Annotated in this window: 11 protein-coding genes; 2 read left to right on the top strand and 9 right to left on the bottom strand. The window is 60.3% G+C overall.

The genetic code is table 11. The annotated features are described in order from the left end of the window. Positions 1 to 51 precede the first annotated feature (51 nt). The 6 genes from JFT86_RS27370 to speB all read right to left on the bottom strand — a co-directional run bounded on the left by JFT86_RS27370 (position 52) and on the right by speB (position 5639). A complete protein-coding gene (locus tag JFT86_RS27370; protein ID WP_034153223.1) occupies positions 52 to 300 on the bottom strand; it encodes a phosphopantetheine-containing protein in 249 nt (82 codons plus the stop codon). Positions 301 to 343: 43 nt separating this feature from the next. Further along, positions 344 to 1069 (bottom strand): MBL fold metallo-hydrolase, encoded by a 726-nt coding sequence (locus tag JFT86_RS27375; protein WP_201239198.1) that lies wholly within the window; start codon positions 1067 to 1069, stop codon positions 344 to 346. An 86-nt stretch (positions 1070 to 1155) separates the two neighbouring features. Further along, complete coding sequence (locus JFT86_RS27380; protein ID WP_201239199.1) at positions 1156 to 2535, bottom strand: sodium:solute symporter; 1380 nt, start codon at positions 2533 to 2535, stop codon at positions 1156 to 1158. Between the two features lie 162 nt (positions 2536 to 2697). Beyond that, positions 2698 to 4200 carry a cytosine permease gene (locus JFT86_RS27385; protein WP_201239200.1) on the bottom strand — a complete coding sequence of 501 codons (1503 nt, stop codon included), beginning with the start codon at positions 4198 to 4200 and terminating at the stop codon, positions 2698 to 2700. Between the two features lie 55 nt (positions 4201 to 4255). Beyond that, positions 4256 to 4678, bottom strand: coding sequence for a nuclear transport factor 2 family protein (locus JFT86_RS27390; protein ID WP_099758303.1), 423 nt, complete (start codon positions 4676 to 4678; stop codon positions 4256 to 4258). Positions 4679 to 4688: 10 nt separating this feature from the next. After that, on the bottom strand, positions 4689 to 5639 hold the full coding sequence (gene speB / locus JFT86_RS27395; protein WP_201239201.1) for an agmatinase: 951 nt from the start codon (positions 5637 to 5639) through the stop codon (positions 4689 to 4691). 358 nt (positions 5640 to 5997) lie between these two features. On the opposite strand from speB, the gene JFT86_RS27400 reads away from it, so the two are divergent. Both JFT86_RS27400 and JFT86_RS27405 read left to right on the top strand, forming a co-directional pair. Then, on the top strand, positions 5998 to 6891 hold the full coding sequence (locus JFT86_RS27400; protein ID WP_007956593.1) for a LysR family transcriptional regulator: 894 nt from the start codon (positions 5998 to 6000) through the stop codon (positions 6889 to 6891). Between the two features lie 5 nt (positions 6892 to 6896). Then, positions 6897 to 7493 (top strand): DTW domain-containing protein, encoded by a 597-nt coding sequence (locus JFT86_RS27405; protein ID WP_201239202.1) that lies wholly within the window; start codon positions 6897 to 6899, stop codon positions 7491 to 7493. A gap of 120 nt (positions 7494 to 7613) precedes the next feature. On the opposite strand, the gene JFT86_RS27410 is transcribed toward JFT86_RS27405, so the two are convergent. From JFT86_RS27410 to JFT86_RS27420, 3 genes are all read right to left on the bottom strand, one after another. Then, entirely contained in the window at positions 7614 to 8975 is a 1362-nt protein-coding gene (locus tag JFT86_RS27410) for an HlyD family type I secretion periplasmic adaptor subunit (protein ID WP_201239203.1), read from the bottom strand. 322 nt (positions 8976 to 9297) lie between these two features. Beyond that, entirely contained in the window at positions 9298 to 11457 is a 2160-nt protein-coding gene (locus JFT86_RS27415; RefSeq protein ID WP_201239204.1) for a type I secretion system permease/ATPase, read from the bottom strand. A gap of 153 nt (positions 11458 to 11610) precedes the next feature. Next, a complete protein-coding gene (locus JFT86_RS27420) occupies positions 11611 to 12975 on the bottom strand; it encodes a TolC family outer membrane protein (protein ID WP_201239205.1) in 1365 nt (454 codons plus the stop codon). Positions 12976 to 13271 lie beyond the last annotated feature (296 nt).

A 13271-nucleotide genomic window follows, 5' to 3' on the forward strand; every position in this document is an offset into this window, starting at 1 on the left:
CCTCGCCACAGGGATCTCCAACATCCCGATGGATGTATTTGGCAATCCCTCTCAATGCCGTCCGATCTCCAGCAAAAACCGGCTCAAGTCATTCGCAGTCTTTGCGGTCTTGAGCATCCGGTCTTCCTCTGCCGTAAACGCCGTCAGTCCGAATTCATCTTCCAGATGAAAGATCAAATCCTCGATATCGGCTTTCTCCAGCCCCAATTGCACCAGGCTGGTGTTGTCGTTGAATTCGCGGGTTTCCAGCAGGCGCCGAATGTATCGGTGCACGGCGGCACGCACGGCAGCTCTTCTCATGGCAGATTTTTCTGAGTGTTGTTCTGCTTGAGTGAAGCAGGCCTCACGCGTGCCTGCGTAACCACTCGTCAATCATCGAACGCAAATGCTCGCCGGCAAAACTGCCGAAGTGGCCGCCATGCACGGTGCGGATCGGCAATGCCTGCAAACGTCGCAGGCTGGCGGCATAGTCATCCAGATTGGAATGGTAGGCGTCCTCGATCAACGGCCCGTCGTAGATGATGTCGCCGCTGAACAGGGTTTCAGTCGCCGCTTCATACAGGCTGATCCCGCCCGGCGAATGCCCCGGCGTGTGCAGCACTTGCAGCGTGCGGTTACCCAAATCCAGTACATCGCCATCCTCGACAAAACCGGTGGCTGGCGCCGCTTTGACCCGATACTCGGCGTAGCACAGCGGGCAATCCGGGTGCGCCTCAAACATGTCATCGCCGACGAAAGCGCGGCTCAGATCATTCTCGCCGTCCGGCGCTGCCAGAATGTCCGCCTCGGCAGGATGCACAAGGCGTTCGGCGAATTCGTGATGCCCGGCGATATGGTCGAAATGGCAATGACTGGCGACGGCCACCAATGGCCGCTCGGTGATCCACGGCAGTTGTTCGCGCAGGCTGACCAATCCCGAACCACTGTCCAGCAACAAGTCTTTGTCGCGGCCCTGCACATGCCACAGGTTGCAGCGGTAGAACGGGAGGATATACGGCTCATGAATCAGCCGGATGCCATCGCTCAAACTCTGCACTTCAAACCATTGATCGCGCGAAACAATCTTCATCAACCATTTTCTCCAGGTGTAAAAAAACGGGTGTGGCAACCGACGCCACACCCGTCGAAGAAAGCATCAAGTCGTTACAGAAAAGCTTAGATCGCGCTGGCTACCGTCGCTGGGCGAGGGGAGACCAGACTGACCACCACAAAACTCACCAGACCCACAGCCAGGCTGTAGTAGATCGGTGTGTTGGCGTCCAGACCGTCCTTGAACATGAACAGCAGCGCAGTGGCAAAGCCCAGGCCCATGCTGGCGATAGCGCCGGCGGTGGTGGCGCGCTTCCAGAAGATCGCACCGATCAGCGGGATCAGCATGCCGCCGACCAACAGGTTGTAGGCGAGGGTGAGGGCGCTGATCACATCGTTCACCACCAGCGCGATGCCCAGCACGACCACACCGGTCAGCAGGGTGAACAGGCGGTTGATGCGCAGGCTCGACTGTTTGCCGCCACGCAGTTTCGGCAGCAGGTCTTCAGTCAGGGTGGTGGCAGCGGCGAGCAGGCCGGCGCTGGCGGTGGACATCATTGCCGCGAGTGCGGCAGCGATCACCAGACCACGGATGCCGTCCGGCAGCGACAGTTTGACGATGGCGGCGAAGGCGTTGTTGACGTTGTCCAGATCCGGGATCAGTACGTGCGCGGCCATACCGATCAAGGCGCAGGCCAGACCGTAGACGATGCAGTAGATGCCCGCGATGCTGCCGGCGTATTGCGCGACTTTGGCGGTCTTGACGGTGAACACCCGTTGCCAGATGTCCTGACCGATCAGGATGCCGAAGAAGTAGATCATGAAGTAGGTGATGATCGTGTCCCAGCCGATGGTGGTGAAGCTGAAGGCGGTGGCCGGCAGTTTCAGCACCAACTCATCCCAGCCGCCTACGCGGTACAGGCAGATCGGCAGCAGGATGAACATCAGGCCAACGGTCTTGATGATGAACTGAACGATGTCGGTGAGGGTCAGCGACCACATGCCGCCAATCGCCGAGTACACCACCACGACGCCACCGCCGAGCAGCACCGAGATCCAGAACGGCAGGCCGAACAGCACTTGCAACACGGTGCCGATCGCGAGGATCGAGGTCACGCCGATCATCAGCGCGTAAGCCAGCATGATCGCCGCGCTCGCCGAGCGGGCCATCGGGTTGTAGCGTTTTTCCAGCACCTGGGTAACGGTGTAGATCTTCAGTTTCAGCAGCGGTTTGGCGAGGAACAGGTTCAGCGCGACGATGCCGCAACCGAGGGCCGCGCACAGCCAGAAACCGGAGATGCCGTGTACGTAGCCCAGGCGCACGGTGCCGACGGTGGACGCGCCACCCAGTACGGTCGCGGCCATGGTGCCCATGTACAGGCTTGGGCCGAGGTTACGACCGGCAACGAGAAAGTCCTCGTTGGTCTTGGCCTTGCGCATGCCGAAGTAGCCGAGCAAGAGCATGCCGGCGGCGTAGATGAGGACGACGAATAAATCCAAAGCCATGATGGCGTGTCTCCGATTGTCTTTTTTATGGTGAAACAAATTTGGTTCTGTAGGACTGCCCTTTGTAGGCCTTCGCCTGCTCGTGATAGCGGTCTGTCAGCCACATCATTGTTGGATGTGCCGCCGTCATCGCGAGCAGGCTCGCTCCTACAGGGATCTGCGTCAGGCGGCCTGACGCAGTTGAGGTTTTACTGCGGCTTCACGCCGGGCATCCGTCGGGCCGAACACTTCGCGCGGTTCCGGGAACAGGCTCAGCAGGGTCAGATACACCACCGAAGCCAGACCCAAAGTCACCGGCAAACTGATGTCGATGCCGCCGGCCATTTCACCCAGCGGGCCGACGAACTGCCCCGGCAGATTGACGAAGCACAGGCCGACTGCCGCGCTCGGAATCCATGCGCCCAGACCACGCCAGTTCCAGCCGTGGTTGAACCAGTAGCGTCCGCCCTGTTCGCCGCGAGTGAACACTTGCAGGTCATCCGGGCAGTAGAAGCCGCGACGCACCAGCAGACCGATGATCATGATCACCATCCACGGGGTGGTGCAGGTGATGATCAGCACGGCGAAGGTCGACACGCTCTGCACCAGGTTCGCCGCAAAGCGCCCGATGAAGATGAAGGCAATCGACAGTACGCCGATCAGCAGCGTCGCTTTCACGCGGGACAGCACGCGCGGGAACACGCTGGACATGTCCAGCCCGGTGCCATACAGCGAGGTGGTGCCGGTGGACATGCCGCCGATCACCGCAATCAGGCACACCGGCAGGAAGAACCAGCTCGGCGATACCGCCAGCAAACCGCCCACATAGTTGTTCGCCGCGATGTAGTCCGGCGCCTTGATCGCAACGATGGTCGCGGTGGTCAGGCCGAACAGGAACGGGATGAACGTGGCGATCTGCGACAGCACGACGGCGGCCATGATCCGTTGCTTGGAGGTGTCACGCGGGATGTAGCGCGACCAGTCGCCGAGGAACGCACCGAAGGAAATCGGGTTGCTCATGGCGACTAGAGCAGCTCCGATGAACGCCGCCCAGAAACCCGGCTGACCGAGGTTCACAGTACCGGCGTAGTTGACGTCGAACGGACCGGCGAAGGCGAAGATACCCAGCAGGAACAACAGGCTGGCGCTCCACACCGCGATCTTGTTCACCCACAGCAAAAAGCGGAAGCCGTAGATGCACACGGTCAGTACCAGAATCGCGAACAGACCGTAGGCCAGGCCCAAAGTCAGGTCGGTTTCCGGCAGGCCGATCAGGCGTTTTGCACCCCCGATCAGCGCATCCCCCGAACTCCACACCGAGAGCGAGAAAAACGCGATAGCGGTCAACAACGACAGGAACGAGCCGACGATGCGCCCGTGCACGCCGAAGTGCGCACCGGACGACACGGCATTGTTGGTGCCGTTGATCGGACCGAACAGGCCCATCGGTGCGAGGATCAGCGAGCCAAGCAGCACGCCCAGCACAATCGCCCAGACGCCCGCCTGAAAAGACAGGCCGAACAACACCGGGAAACTGCCGAGCACGGCGGTGGCAAAGGTATTCGAACCACCGAAGATCATCCGGAACAAGTCCGTCGGGCCTGCGGTGCGTTCGTTGTCCGGGATCTGTTCGACCCCGTGGGTTTCAATCTGCGTAAGGCTTTGGTCGTTGTTGTTGTTATTCATGATCTGCTCCGATCATAAAGGCGCGTTCATCGTGCGTGAACGTCACCTGTCTTGGCTAAGGGGATGGCAGCCCTTCCGGCATTGCGGACAAATGTTCATGGCAGGCCAGCCAATGGCCTTGTTGTTCTAGGCTCGACGCTTGTTTCTTGAAAACAATCGTCTCGCGCTCCTGGCTGAAGTGTTGCTCCCCTTGCATGCGCAGCTCGGTGGCCACGTCATGGATGAAAATCGCCACGTCACCTTGCAGGCTGACGAAGGCGTTGCTCGAGGTGCACGCAAGCACCTCGAAGCCATCCTCGGCGCGCCAGCTGTCCCACAAGGCCTGATAGGCATCGCGCGACAGCAGAGGCTGTTCGAGGGTGTAGAAGACGAAGCTGGCGTCGGCGCTGAACGCACCGAAGTAAGCTTCGCGATCGTTGCGGGCGAAGGCGGACACCAGATCGGCGGCCGCTTGCAAAACCTGATCACGTTCGTTCATGACCCGATCCTCAGCGATGAACCACGCCAGGCAGTACGCAGAGCATTTCGTACAGCAGGTTGGCGGCCAGCAGCGAGGTGTTGCCGGTGGTGTCGTAAGCGGGCGAGACTTCTACCAGATCGCAACCGATCAGGTCGAGGCCTTGGCAGCCGCGAACGATCTCAATCGCCTGAATGGTCGTCAGGCCACCGATTTCCGGGGTGCCGGTGCCAGGTGCCCAGGCCGGGTCGATGCCGTCGATATCGAAGCTCAGATACACCGGACCGCCGCCGACTTTCTCGCGCACTTCGGCCATCAGCGGTGCCAGCGATTTGTGCCAGCACTCTTCGGCTTGAACCACGCGGAAGCCCTGATCGCGGCTCCAGTTGAAGTCGTCAGCCGTGTAGCCCTGCGCGCGCAGACCAATTTGCACCACGCGGTCGCAGTCCAGAAGGCCTTCTTCGACGGCGCGACGGAAGGTCGTGCCGTGGGCGATTTTCTCGCCAAACATGTGATCGTTGACGTCAGCGTGGGCGTCGATGTGCACCAGACCGACCTTGCCGTGCTTTTTATGAATCGCACGCAGGATCGGCAGGGTGATGGTGTGGTCGCCACCCAGGGTCATCGGGATCACGTTGTGTTCAAGGATGTTGTCGTAGGCTTCTTCGATGATGCGCACGGCGTCGAGCAGGTTGAACGTGTTGATCGCCACGTCACCGATGTCCGCAACCGACAACGAGTCGAACGGCGCAGCGCCGGTGGCCATGTTGTACGGGCGGATCATCACCGATTCGGTGCGGATGTCGCGTGGCCCGAAGCGGGTGCCGGGACGCAGCGAAGTACCGATGTCCAGCGGCACGCCAACGAAGGCAGCGTCCAGACCGGCAGCAGTGGATAGATGTGGGAGTCGGAGCATGGTGGCGATGCCGCCGAAGCGCGGCATTTCGTTGCCGCCCAGTGGTTGGTGAAGAATCTTGTCCACGGGTAGGGCCTCATCGTCTTTGTTTTATTTATGTCGGCGCACCGTCCAGCAAAGGTTCGGACGCCGCTGTGGGGCCGATTCTGCGAAATGTAGTGGAGGGGAAGAATCGCTACGGGCAAATACTTAGTTCAGATTTTTCTAAACTAATGCCAAGGCTGGAGATAGACTTCCCGAACCTGCACCGATACCCCTGTGGCGAGGGGATTTATCCCCGATCGGCTGCGCAGCAGTCGTAAATTCGTTGCTCGCGGCATGCCTGATGAATCGATTTGCAGGCGTGGGGCGGCTTCGCCACCCATCGGGGATAAATCCCCTCACCACAAAGTTATCAGTGTTCGACAGATGTTTGGAGAGCCGCATGGCCAACGCTTTACCCGACCTGAAACTGTTGCGCATCTTCGTCAGCGTCGTGCGCCATCAGGGTTTTGCCAACGCGCAGCAGGAACTCAACCTGTCGACCTCGGCAATCAGCACCTACATGAGCCAGCTCGAAGCCGCGCTCGGTCTGGTGTTGTGCCATCGCGGGCGCGGCGGGTTCAGCCTGACTAGCAAGGGCGAGCTGTTTCATCAGGAGACCCTGCGCCTGCTCGCCGAACTCGAAGGTTTCGAGCAATACGCCGCCGCGCTCAAGGGCGAATTGCGCGGCACGCTCAACCTCGGGGTGATCGACTCCACCGTCAGTGACAAGGCCCTGCCGTTCGCCGAAGCCATCGGCGCCTACAGTCAGGAACACCCGGCGGTGCATTTGCATCTGTCGGTGATGAGCCCGTATGAGCTGCAACTCGGCGTGCAGGACAACCGTCTCGATCTGGCCATCGGTGCGTTCTCGACGCGCATGAGCGGTCTGGTCTACATGCCGCTGTACCGCGAGCAGCACTGGCTGTATTGCAGCAGTCGGCACCCGTTGTTCAACGAGCGGCGCATTCCCGAGCAAGTCATCACCCAGCAACGCATGGTCGGGCGTGGGTACTGGAGTCAGGCCGAATTGGCCCGCCACGGCTTCAAACACAGCGCCGCCACCGTGGAAAGTATGGAAGCGCAGCTGATTCTGGTGCTGTCCGGCGCCTACATCGGCTATTTGCCGGAGCACTACGCTCAGGCCTGGGCCGACAAGGGTGACTTGCGCGTGCTGCTACCGGCGACCTTCGGTTATCAGGCGCCGTTTTCAATGATCATGCGCCGTGGCCGCAGCCGCGAGCCGCTGATCCAGACCTTCCGCGATTTACTCAAAGCCCAGCTCAATCAGGCCTAAGCCCCATGTCCAGACCTCAATGCCCGCGCTGCCTGCGCCCCCAGACTCATTGCCTGTGCGCGCTGATTCCCAGTCTCGACAGCCGCACCCGTGTGTTGCTGTTGCAGCATCCGAGCGAGGTCAGTCATGCGCTCAATACTGCGCGGTTGGCGGCGCTGGGTTTGACCAATGCCGAGCTGATTGTCGGCGAGGTGTTCGAGGATTTGCCGACGTTGCTGAACCGGCCGGGGTATCGGACGCGGTTATTGTTTCCGGCGGACGATGCGCAGCCGATGCAGGCGTATGGCGAGTCTGACGAACCGTTGCTTTTGGTGGTGCCCGACGGCACTTGGCGCAAGGCGCGCAAGATGTTGCACCTCAATCCGCTGCTGGCGGCGTTGCCACGGGTGACGCTGGCGCAGGGTGGGGTTTCGCGCTATCGGCTGCGCAAGGCGCCGGGGCCGGGAGCGTTGTCGACGATTGAGGCGATTGTGCAGGCGTTGGAAACCCTCGAAGCCCCGACCACGTTTGCGCCGTTGCTCAAGCCGTTCGAAGCGTTGATCGAGGGGCAGATTGCGGCGATGGGGGAGGAGGTTTTTCAGCGTAATCATGGAGATAGATAAGTGTCGGTTGGGCCGGCGCTATCGCGAGCAGGCTCACTCCTACAGGGGAACGCATTCCAAATGTAGGAGTGAGCCTGCTCGCGATAGCAATTGCACAGTCAACGCAGATTACGGCGATATCTAGCGCTCGCGCATCGCCTCGGTCCGCGCCTTCAGCACCGGTTTCAGCAGGTAATCCAAAACACTTTTCTCCCCGGTAATAATGTCCACCGTCGCCACCATCCCCGGAATGATCAGCAGCGGTTTCACATCCCCGCCCAAATGGTTTTTATCGGTTCGCACCTGAATCAGATAGAAGCTGTTGCCCTTGTCATCGGTAATGGTGTCGGCGCCGATCAGCTCCAGTTTCGCACTCAATCCGCCGTAGATCGTGTAGTCGTAGGCGCTGAACTTGACCATAGCTTTCTGGCCCGGATGCAGGAACGCCACATCCTGCGGACGCACCTTGGCTTCGATCAACAGGTTGTCTTCCAGCGGCACGATTTCGACCATGTCGCTACCCGGCTGGACCACGCCGCCGATGGTGTTGACCTTGAGCTGCTTGATCACCCCGTGGACCGGCGAGGTCACTGTGGTGCGGCTGACGCGGTCGTCGATGGCGATGCTGCTGGCGGTGATTTTCGACAGGTCGGTGCGTTTCTCGTTCAGCTCTTTGGCAGCCTCGGAGCGGAAGGTCTGCTCGGACTCGTCGATCTTGCTGCGGATCTCGGCAATCGCCGATTCGGCCCGGGGAATCGCCAGGGTCGTCGCGTTCAAGGAACCGCGAATTTCCACCGCGCTGCGCTTGAGCCGGAGGATTTCCACGGGGGACACCGCACCGGTTTTCACCAGCGGTTCGGACATGTTCATTTCTTGCTGCAACAGCGCCAGACTTGAACTGAACTGGCCTTGCTTGGAGCGGAACTCGGCCAGTTCCTGAGTCTTTTGCCGCAGCTGTTCGCTGAGCGTGCGTTGTTCGCTGGCCAACCGCCGCTGGCGCTGGTCATACAGCGAGCGCTCGTCCTCAGCCACTTGCGGTGCTTTGGCGATCACTTCATCGGAGAGCTTGAACGGCCGGCCCTCGGATTCCGCCGACAGCCGTTCGACCTGCGCCGTCAGTGCATAGCGATCGGCCTCGCTCTCACCCTTGTTCGACAGAAACCGCGTGTCATCCAGGCGCAGCAGGGTGTCGCCCTTGTTGACCATTTGCCCCTCGCGGACAAAGATTTCAGTGACGATCCCGCCCTCAAGGTTCTGGATCACCTGGACCTTGCTCGACGGAATCGCCTTGCCTTCACCCATGGTCACTTCTTCCAGCACCGCGAATTTGGCCCAGACCAGCGCCGAGATCAGCAATCCCGCCGCCAGCCACACGGTGATCCGCGACCAGCGCGGCGAGTCCTGCAACGAAGCGCCGGCGGTTTCCGGCATGTACTCGGCTTCGGCGCTTTTGCCGAAACTGTCGAAGTAGCCGCGTGATTTGCTATCTGAAGAAGCCGACATGGGGCGATACCCCTCAATTAAGAAAAATCAAACTGCATGACAAACCAGTGACCAATACGCTTCCCAGTGGACAGAAAGCTTTCCTGTGGGCCTGAGAATTTCCCAGTGACCAGAAAACTTCTCTGTGGCCAGAGAGTTTCCCTGTGGTGAGGGGATTTATCCCCGTTGGGTTGCGCAGCAGCCCCAAAAATCTCATGGGCGCTGCGCACCCAAACGGGGATAAATCCCCTCGCCACAGGTTTTGTGTAGACACAGGTTCTGTGCAGGACACAGGTTCTGTGCAGCCACTGGGTTGGTGAAAGCCATGATCATGTGTACGCATCTACACCGCCGCCGAGCCGACGCGGCCCTTGCGCAGTGCATCGATGACTGCTTCTTTCGGGCCGTCGGCGACGACCCGGCCGTTGTCCAGTACCAACAACCGGTCCACCAGACTCAGCATCGAGGTGCGGTGGGTGACCAGCAGCAGGGTTTTGCCTTGTACCCAGTCGTGCAGCTTCTGGCGCAATTGGTCTTCGCTGCTGTTGTCCATGGCGCTGGTGGGTTCGTCGAGCAGCATGATCGGTGGGTCGAGCAGCAAGGCCCGCGCCAGCAACACGGCCTGGCGTTGTCCGCCGGAGAGCAATTGCCCGCGCTCACCGACCGGGCGGTCGAAGCCTTGCGGGTGCTGACGGGCGAGTTCGGTGACGCCGGTCAGTTCGGCGACTTCGAGCATGCGTGAGTCGCTGATGTAGCGCGCGCCGAGGGTCAGGTTGTCGCGCAGGCTGCCGGCCAACAGGGGCAGGTCGTGGGCGACATAACCGATCTGCTGGCGCAGGTCGGCGACGTCCAGTTGCCGCAGGTCCAGACCGTCCAGCAGCAACTGGCCTTCCTCCGGTTCATAGAAACCCATCACCAGCCGCGCCAGGGTGCTTTTGCCCGAACCGCTGCGGCCGATGATGCCGACCCGTTCGCCGGGTTTCAGGCTGAAGCTGACATTGCTCAGGGCCGGCGCATTCTGGCCGTTGTAATGGAACGTCACACCGCTGACGTCCAGCGCGCCTTGCAGTTGCGTACGTTCCAGCGGCCGCTGCTTGCCGTCACGCTCCTGAGGCAGGCCCATCAGTGCATCGGTGCTTTTCATCGTCAGTTGCGCTTGCTGATAGCGGGTGATCAGCCCGGCGATCTGCCCCAACGGCGCAAGCACGCGGCTACCGAGCATGTAACTGGCAACCAGCGCACCGACACTGAGATTGCCGGCGATGATGCTGTAGACCCCGGCGACAATCGTCGCCATCCCGGAAAACTGCTGGATGAACAGCGTGCCGTTGGTGGCCAGCGCCGACAGATTGCGCGCATGGCTATCGAGGCGGGTGAGGGCGCCGTGGGTGCTTTCCCACTTGTGCTGGCGCTCGCTTTCGGCGCTGCAAGCCTTGAGGGTTTCCAGGCCACCGAGGGTTTCGATCAGCAAGGCCTGACGTTCGGCGCCGAGGCTCAAACTCTTCTGCACGGTGTCGCGCAGACGTACCTGAATCGCCAGGGCAAAGATGATCGTGATCGGGAACGCCAGCAGCGGAATCACCACCAGCCAACCGCCGAGCAGGCCGATCACCACCAGCATCAATACAACGAAGGGCAGGTCGATCAGGCTGGTCAGGGTCACTGCCGTGAGGAATTCGCGCAGGCCCTGGAAGTCATGAATGCTTTGTGCAAAACCGCCGATGGTCGCCGGCCGCGCCTTCATCGACATGCCGGTGATGCGTTCGAACAACGTCGCGGAAAGGATCACATCGGTTTTCTTGCCGGCGGTGTCCAGCAGGTGCGCGCGCACCACCCGCAACACCAGTTCGAAACCGGTGCCGATCAGCAGCCCGATCGACAACACCCACAAGGTTGAAGTGGCCTGGTTTGGCACCACGCGGTCGTACGTCTGCATGACGAACAGCGGCACCATCAGGCCCAGAAGGTTGATCAGGAAACTGGCGAGGATCGCGTCGCTGTACAGCCATTTCGACAGCTTCAAGGTGTCGCGAAACCACGCATGCACGCGCGGCACCAGCGGTGAGCGCAGGTCTTCGAGTTCATGCCGTGGCCGGGCAAACAATGCCTGGCCGCTGTAATGCTCGGTGAGTTCTTCGCGGCTGACCCATTGCTCGCCGCCATCGGCTTCGCTGGGCAGGATCAGCGCTTTGCCGTCGTCGCCGAAACGCCGCAACACTGCGGTGCGGCCGTCGTTGAGCAACAACAGGATTGGCAGGTTCAGTGGCGAGATGTCTTTCAGATCACGGCGCAGCAAACGCGCCTGCAACCCGGCCCGGGCGGCTGCGCGGGGCAGCAGATCGAGGCTCAGGCGTTGTTTGTTCAGGGGCAGCCCGGCACTCAGGCTGGCGCGACTGACCGTCGCGCCATGGAGTTTGCAGAGGATCAACAGACCGTCGAGTAACGGATCATCGAAGCTCAGCCGCGGATCGATCCCGGAATGGCCGGGTTCCATGCTGGTCATATTGATCGTCCCTCTTGATGGCTGCCCAATTACCTGTGGCGAGGGGATGTATCCCCGATGGGCTGCGCAGCAGCCCCATGAAACCAACGGTGTCGAGAGCTTGAGTGCTGCGCACTCAAGCGGGAGCAAACTCCCTCGCCACAAGGTTTTCGCTTACTTCAGCTCAGGCAGGCGTGCTTCATTTTTCACCTCGGTCGCGGCAATCGCGTCGGCAGGCAGCACCACCCGTTGTTTGCTCAACAACTGGCCCATGTTCGCCAGCACGCGGTACATCGAATATTCCTCGGTGTAGCGAATTTCGGTGTAGCGGCGGTTGGCGTTGTAGAGCTCGTTTTCGCTGTCGAGCAAGTCGAGCAGGGTACGTTGGCCGAGGCCGAACTGATCCTGATACGCGGCACGTACACGCTTGGTGGTTTCGGCATATTCGCGGGCGGTCGGGGTCTGTTTCTTAGCGTTGACCATGGCGTTCCAGGCCAGGTGAATGTTCTCGTTGAGCTGACGCAGGGCGTTGTTACGGATGTCCATGGCCTGATTGATCTGGTGCGCATCGGAGGCCAGTCGCGCCTTGTCGCTGCCACCACGGAACAGGTTGTAGTTCATCACCACACCTACACGCCATTCATTGTCGTGACCCTCATCGCCTTGCACGTTGTTGTTGGCGCCCACCGCCGCTTCGGCGTCGAAGCGTGGATAGAAAGGTGATTTGGCCACTTCGTACTGGCTCTCGGCCGATTGCACATCGGCCTGCGCGGATTTCAGGTATGGGTTGTTCTCGACCATGCTCTGCTGAGCTTCCGGCAGGGAGGTGGGCAACTCGCCGCGGGTCGAGGCCGGGGTTTCCAGCTCATCGGGCATGCGTCCGACCACGCTGTAGAAGTTCGATTCGGCGTCGGCCAGGTCGACTTCGGCGGTGTCGAGGTTGTTCTGTGCCAACGCCTTACGGGCCACCGACTGGTCGGAGTCAGCGGTGCTGCCGATGCCACGCTCGGTACGCAGGCCGATCTGATCGTTGACGCGCAAGTGCGCTTGCAGGTTGTTCTTGGCCAGGGTCACCAGTTCGCGGCGCTTGAGCACTTCGAGGTAGACCTCGATGGTGCGCAGGGCCAGATCCTGGGCGGTGCCTTGCGCGTAGTACGCGCGCGAGTTGGACACGCCTTTGGTGCGTTCAACTTCGTTGGCAGTGTTGAAACCGTCGAAGAGCATTTGCCGCAGACGCAGTTCGGACTGGGTGTAGTTGAGAATTTCGGTGTTGTGACCGCTGGGTGTCAGCGACCGGGTGTTGGTGTTATCGCTGTAGCCGCGCCCGTAAGCAGCATTCAGGTCGACCGACGGATAGAAGCCACCCCTGGCGACTTTGACTTGTTCATCGGCCGACAGTTTGGCGTCCACGCGCGAAGCAAGTTCCGGGTGGGTGGCAATCGTGCTTTGGATCGCCTCGGTGAGGTTCATGGCCTGGGCTTGAGAAGTGCAAGCCATGGCCAGCAAAACCGCGCTGCAGAGGGGGGTTAGAACGCGCATGGGTGCATCTCCCTGAGTCCTGATGGTGTGTTACTGTCGCCAAATATTTGACGATATTTTTAGGTGTAGGCGTTTCACTCTTGTAACAACAGAGCTAAGAACATCCTGAAGCGTAGCTAAGAAAAAATTTTCATAAGGCTTATGCCGAAAAAAACTTATGCGCTTTGTAAAATCCGGCACATTGTTCAGCACGAAAGCCTTTGTTTAATGCGCTTTAGGGAGTGCAAAAAGGCTTGAGGAAAGTTTCACTCACTTTGCGACATACGGCGAAGTACTGCTGAAGGGGAGGGACGCGT

Source organism: Pseudomonas sp. TH06, from assembly GCF_016651305.1.
In the GTDB taxonomy this organism is placed as follows: domain Bacteria; phylum Pseudomonadota; class Gammaproteobacteria; order Pseudomonadales; family Pseudomonadaceae; genus Aquipseudomonas.

Bases quoted from the DNA above. Each gene is read 5' to 3' on its own strand.
- JFT86_RS27405 (WP_201239202.1), top strand. From the start codon at position 6,897: ATGTCCAGACCTCAATGCCCGCGCTGCCTGCGCCCCCAGACTCATTGC.
- JFT86_RS27370 (WP_034153223.1), bottom strand. From the start codon at position 300: ATGAGAAGAGCTGCCGTGCGTGCCGCCGTGCACCGATACATTCGGCGC.
- JFT86_RS27380 (WP_201239199.1), bottom strand. From the start codon at position 2,535: ATGGCTTTGGATTTATTCGTCGTCCTCATCTACGCCGCCGGCATGCTC.
- JFT86_RS27375 (WP_201239198.1), bottom strand. From the start codon at position 1,069: ATGAAGATTGTTTCGCGCGATCAATGGTTTGAAGTGCAGAGTTTGAGC.
- JFT86_RS27400 (WP_007956593.1), top strand. From the start codon at position 5,998: ATGGCCAACGCTTTACCCGACCTGAAACTGTTGCGCATCTTCGTCAGC.
- JFT86_RS27410 (WP_201239203.1), bottom strand. From the start codon at position 8,975: ATGTCGGCTTCTTCAGATAGCAAATCACGCGGCTACTTCGACAGTTTC.
- JFT86_RS27420 (WP_201239205.1), bottom strand. From the start codon at position 12,975: ATGCGCGTTCTAACCCCCCTCTGCAGCGCGGTTTTGCTGGCCATGGCT.
- JFT86_RS27415 (WP_201239204.1), bottom strand. From the start codon at position 11,457: ATGACCAGCATGGAACCCGGCCATTCCGGGATCGATCCGCGGCTGAGC.
- JFT86_RS27385 (WP_201239200.1), bottom strand. From the start codon at position 4,200: ATGAATAACAACAACAACGACCAAAGCCTTACGCAGATTGAAACCCAC.
- JFT86_RS27390 (WP_099758303.1), bottom strand. From the start codon at position 4,678: ATGAACGAACGTGATCAGGTTTTGCAAGCGGCCGCCGATCTGGTGTCC.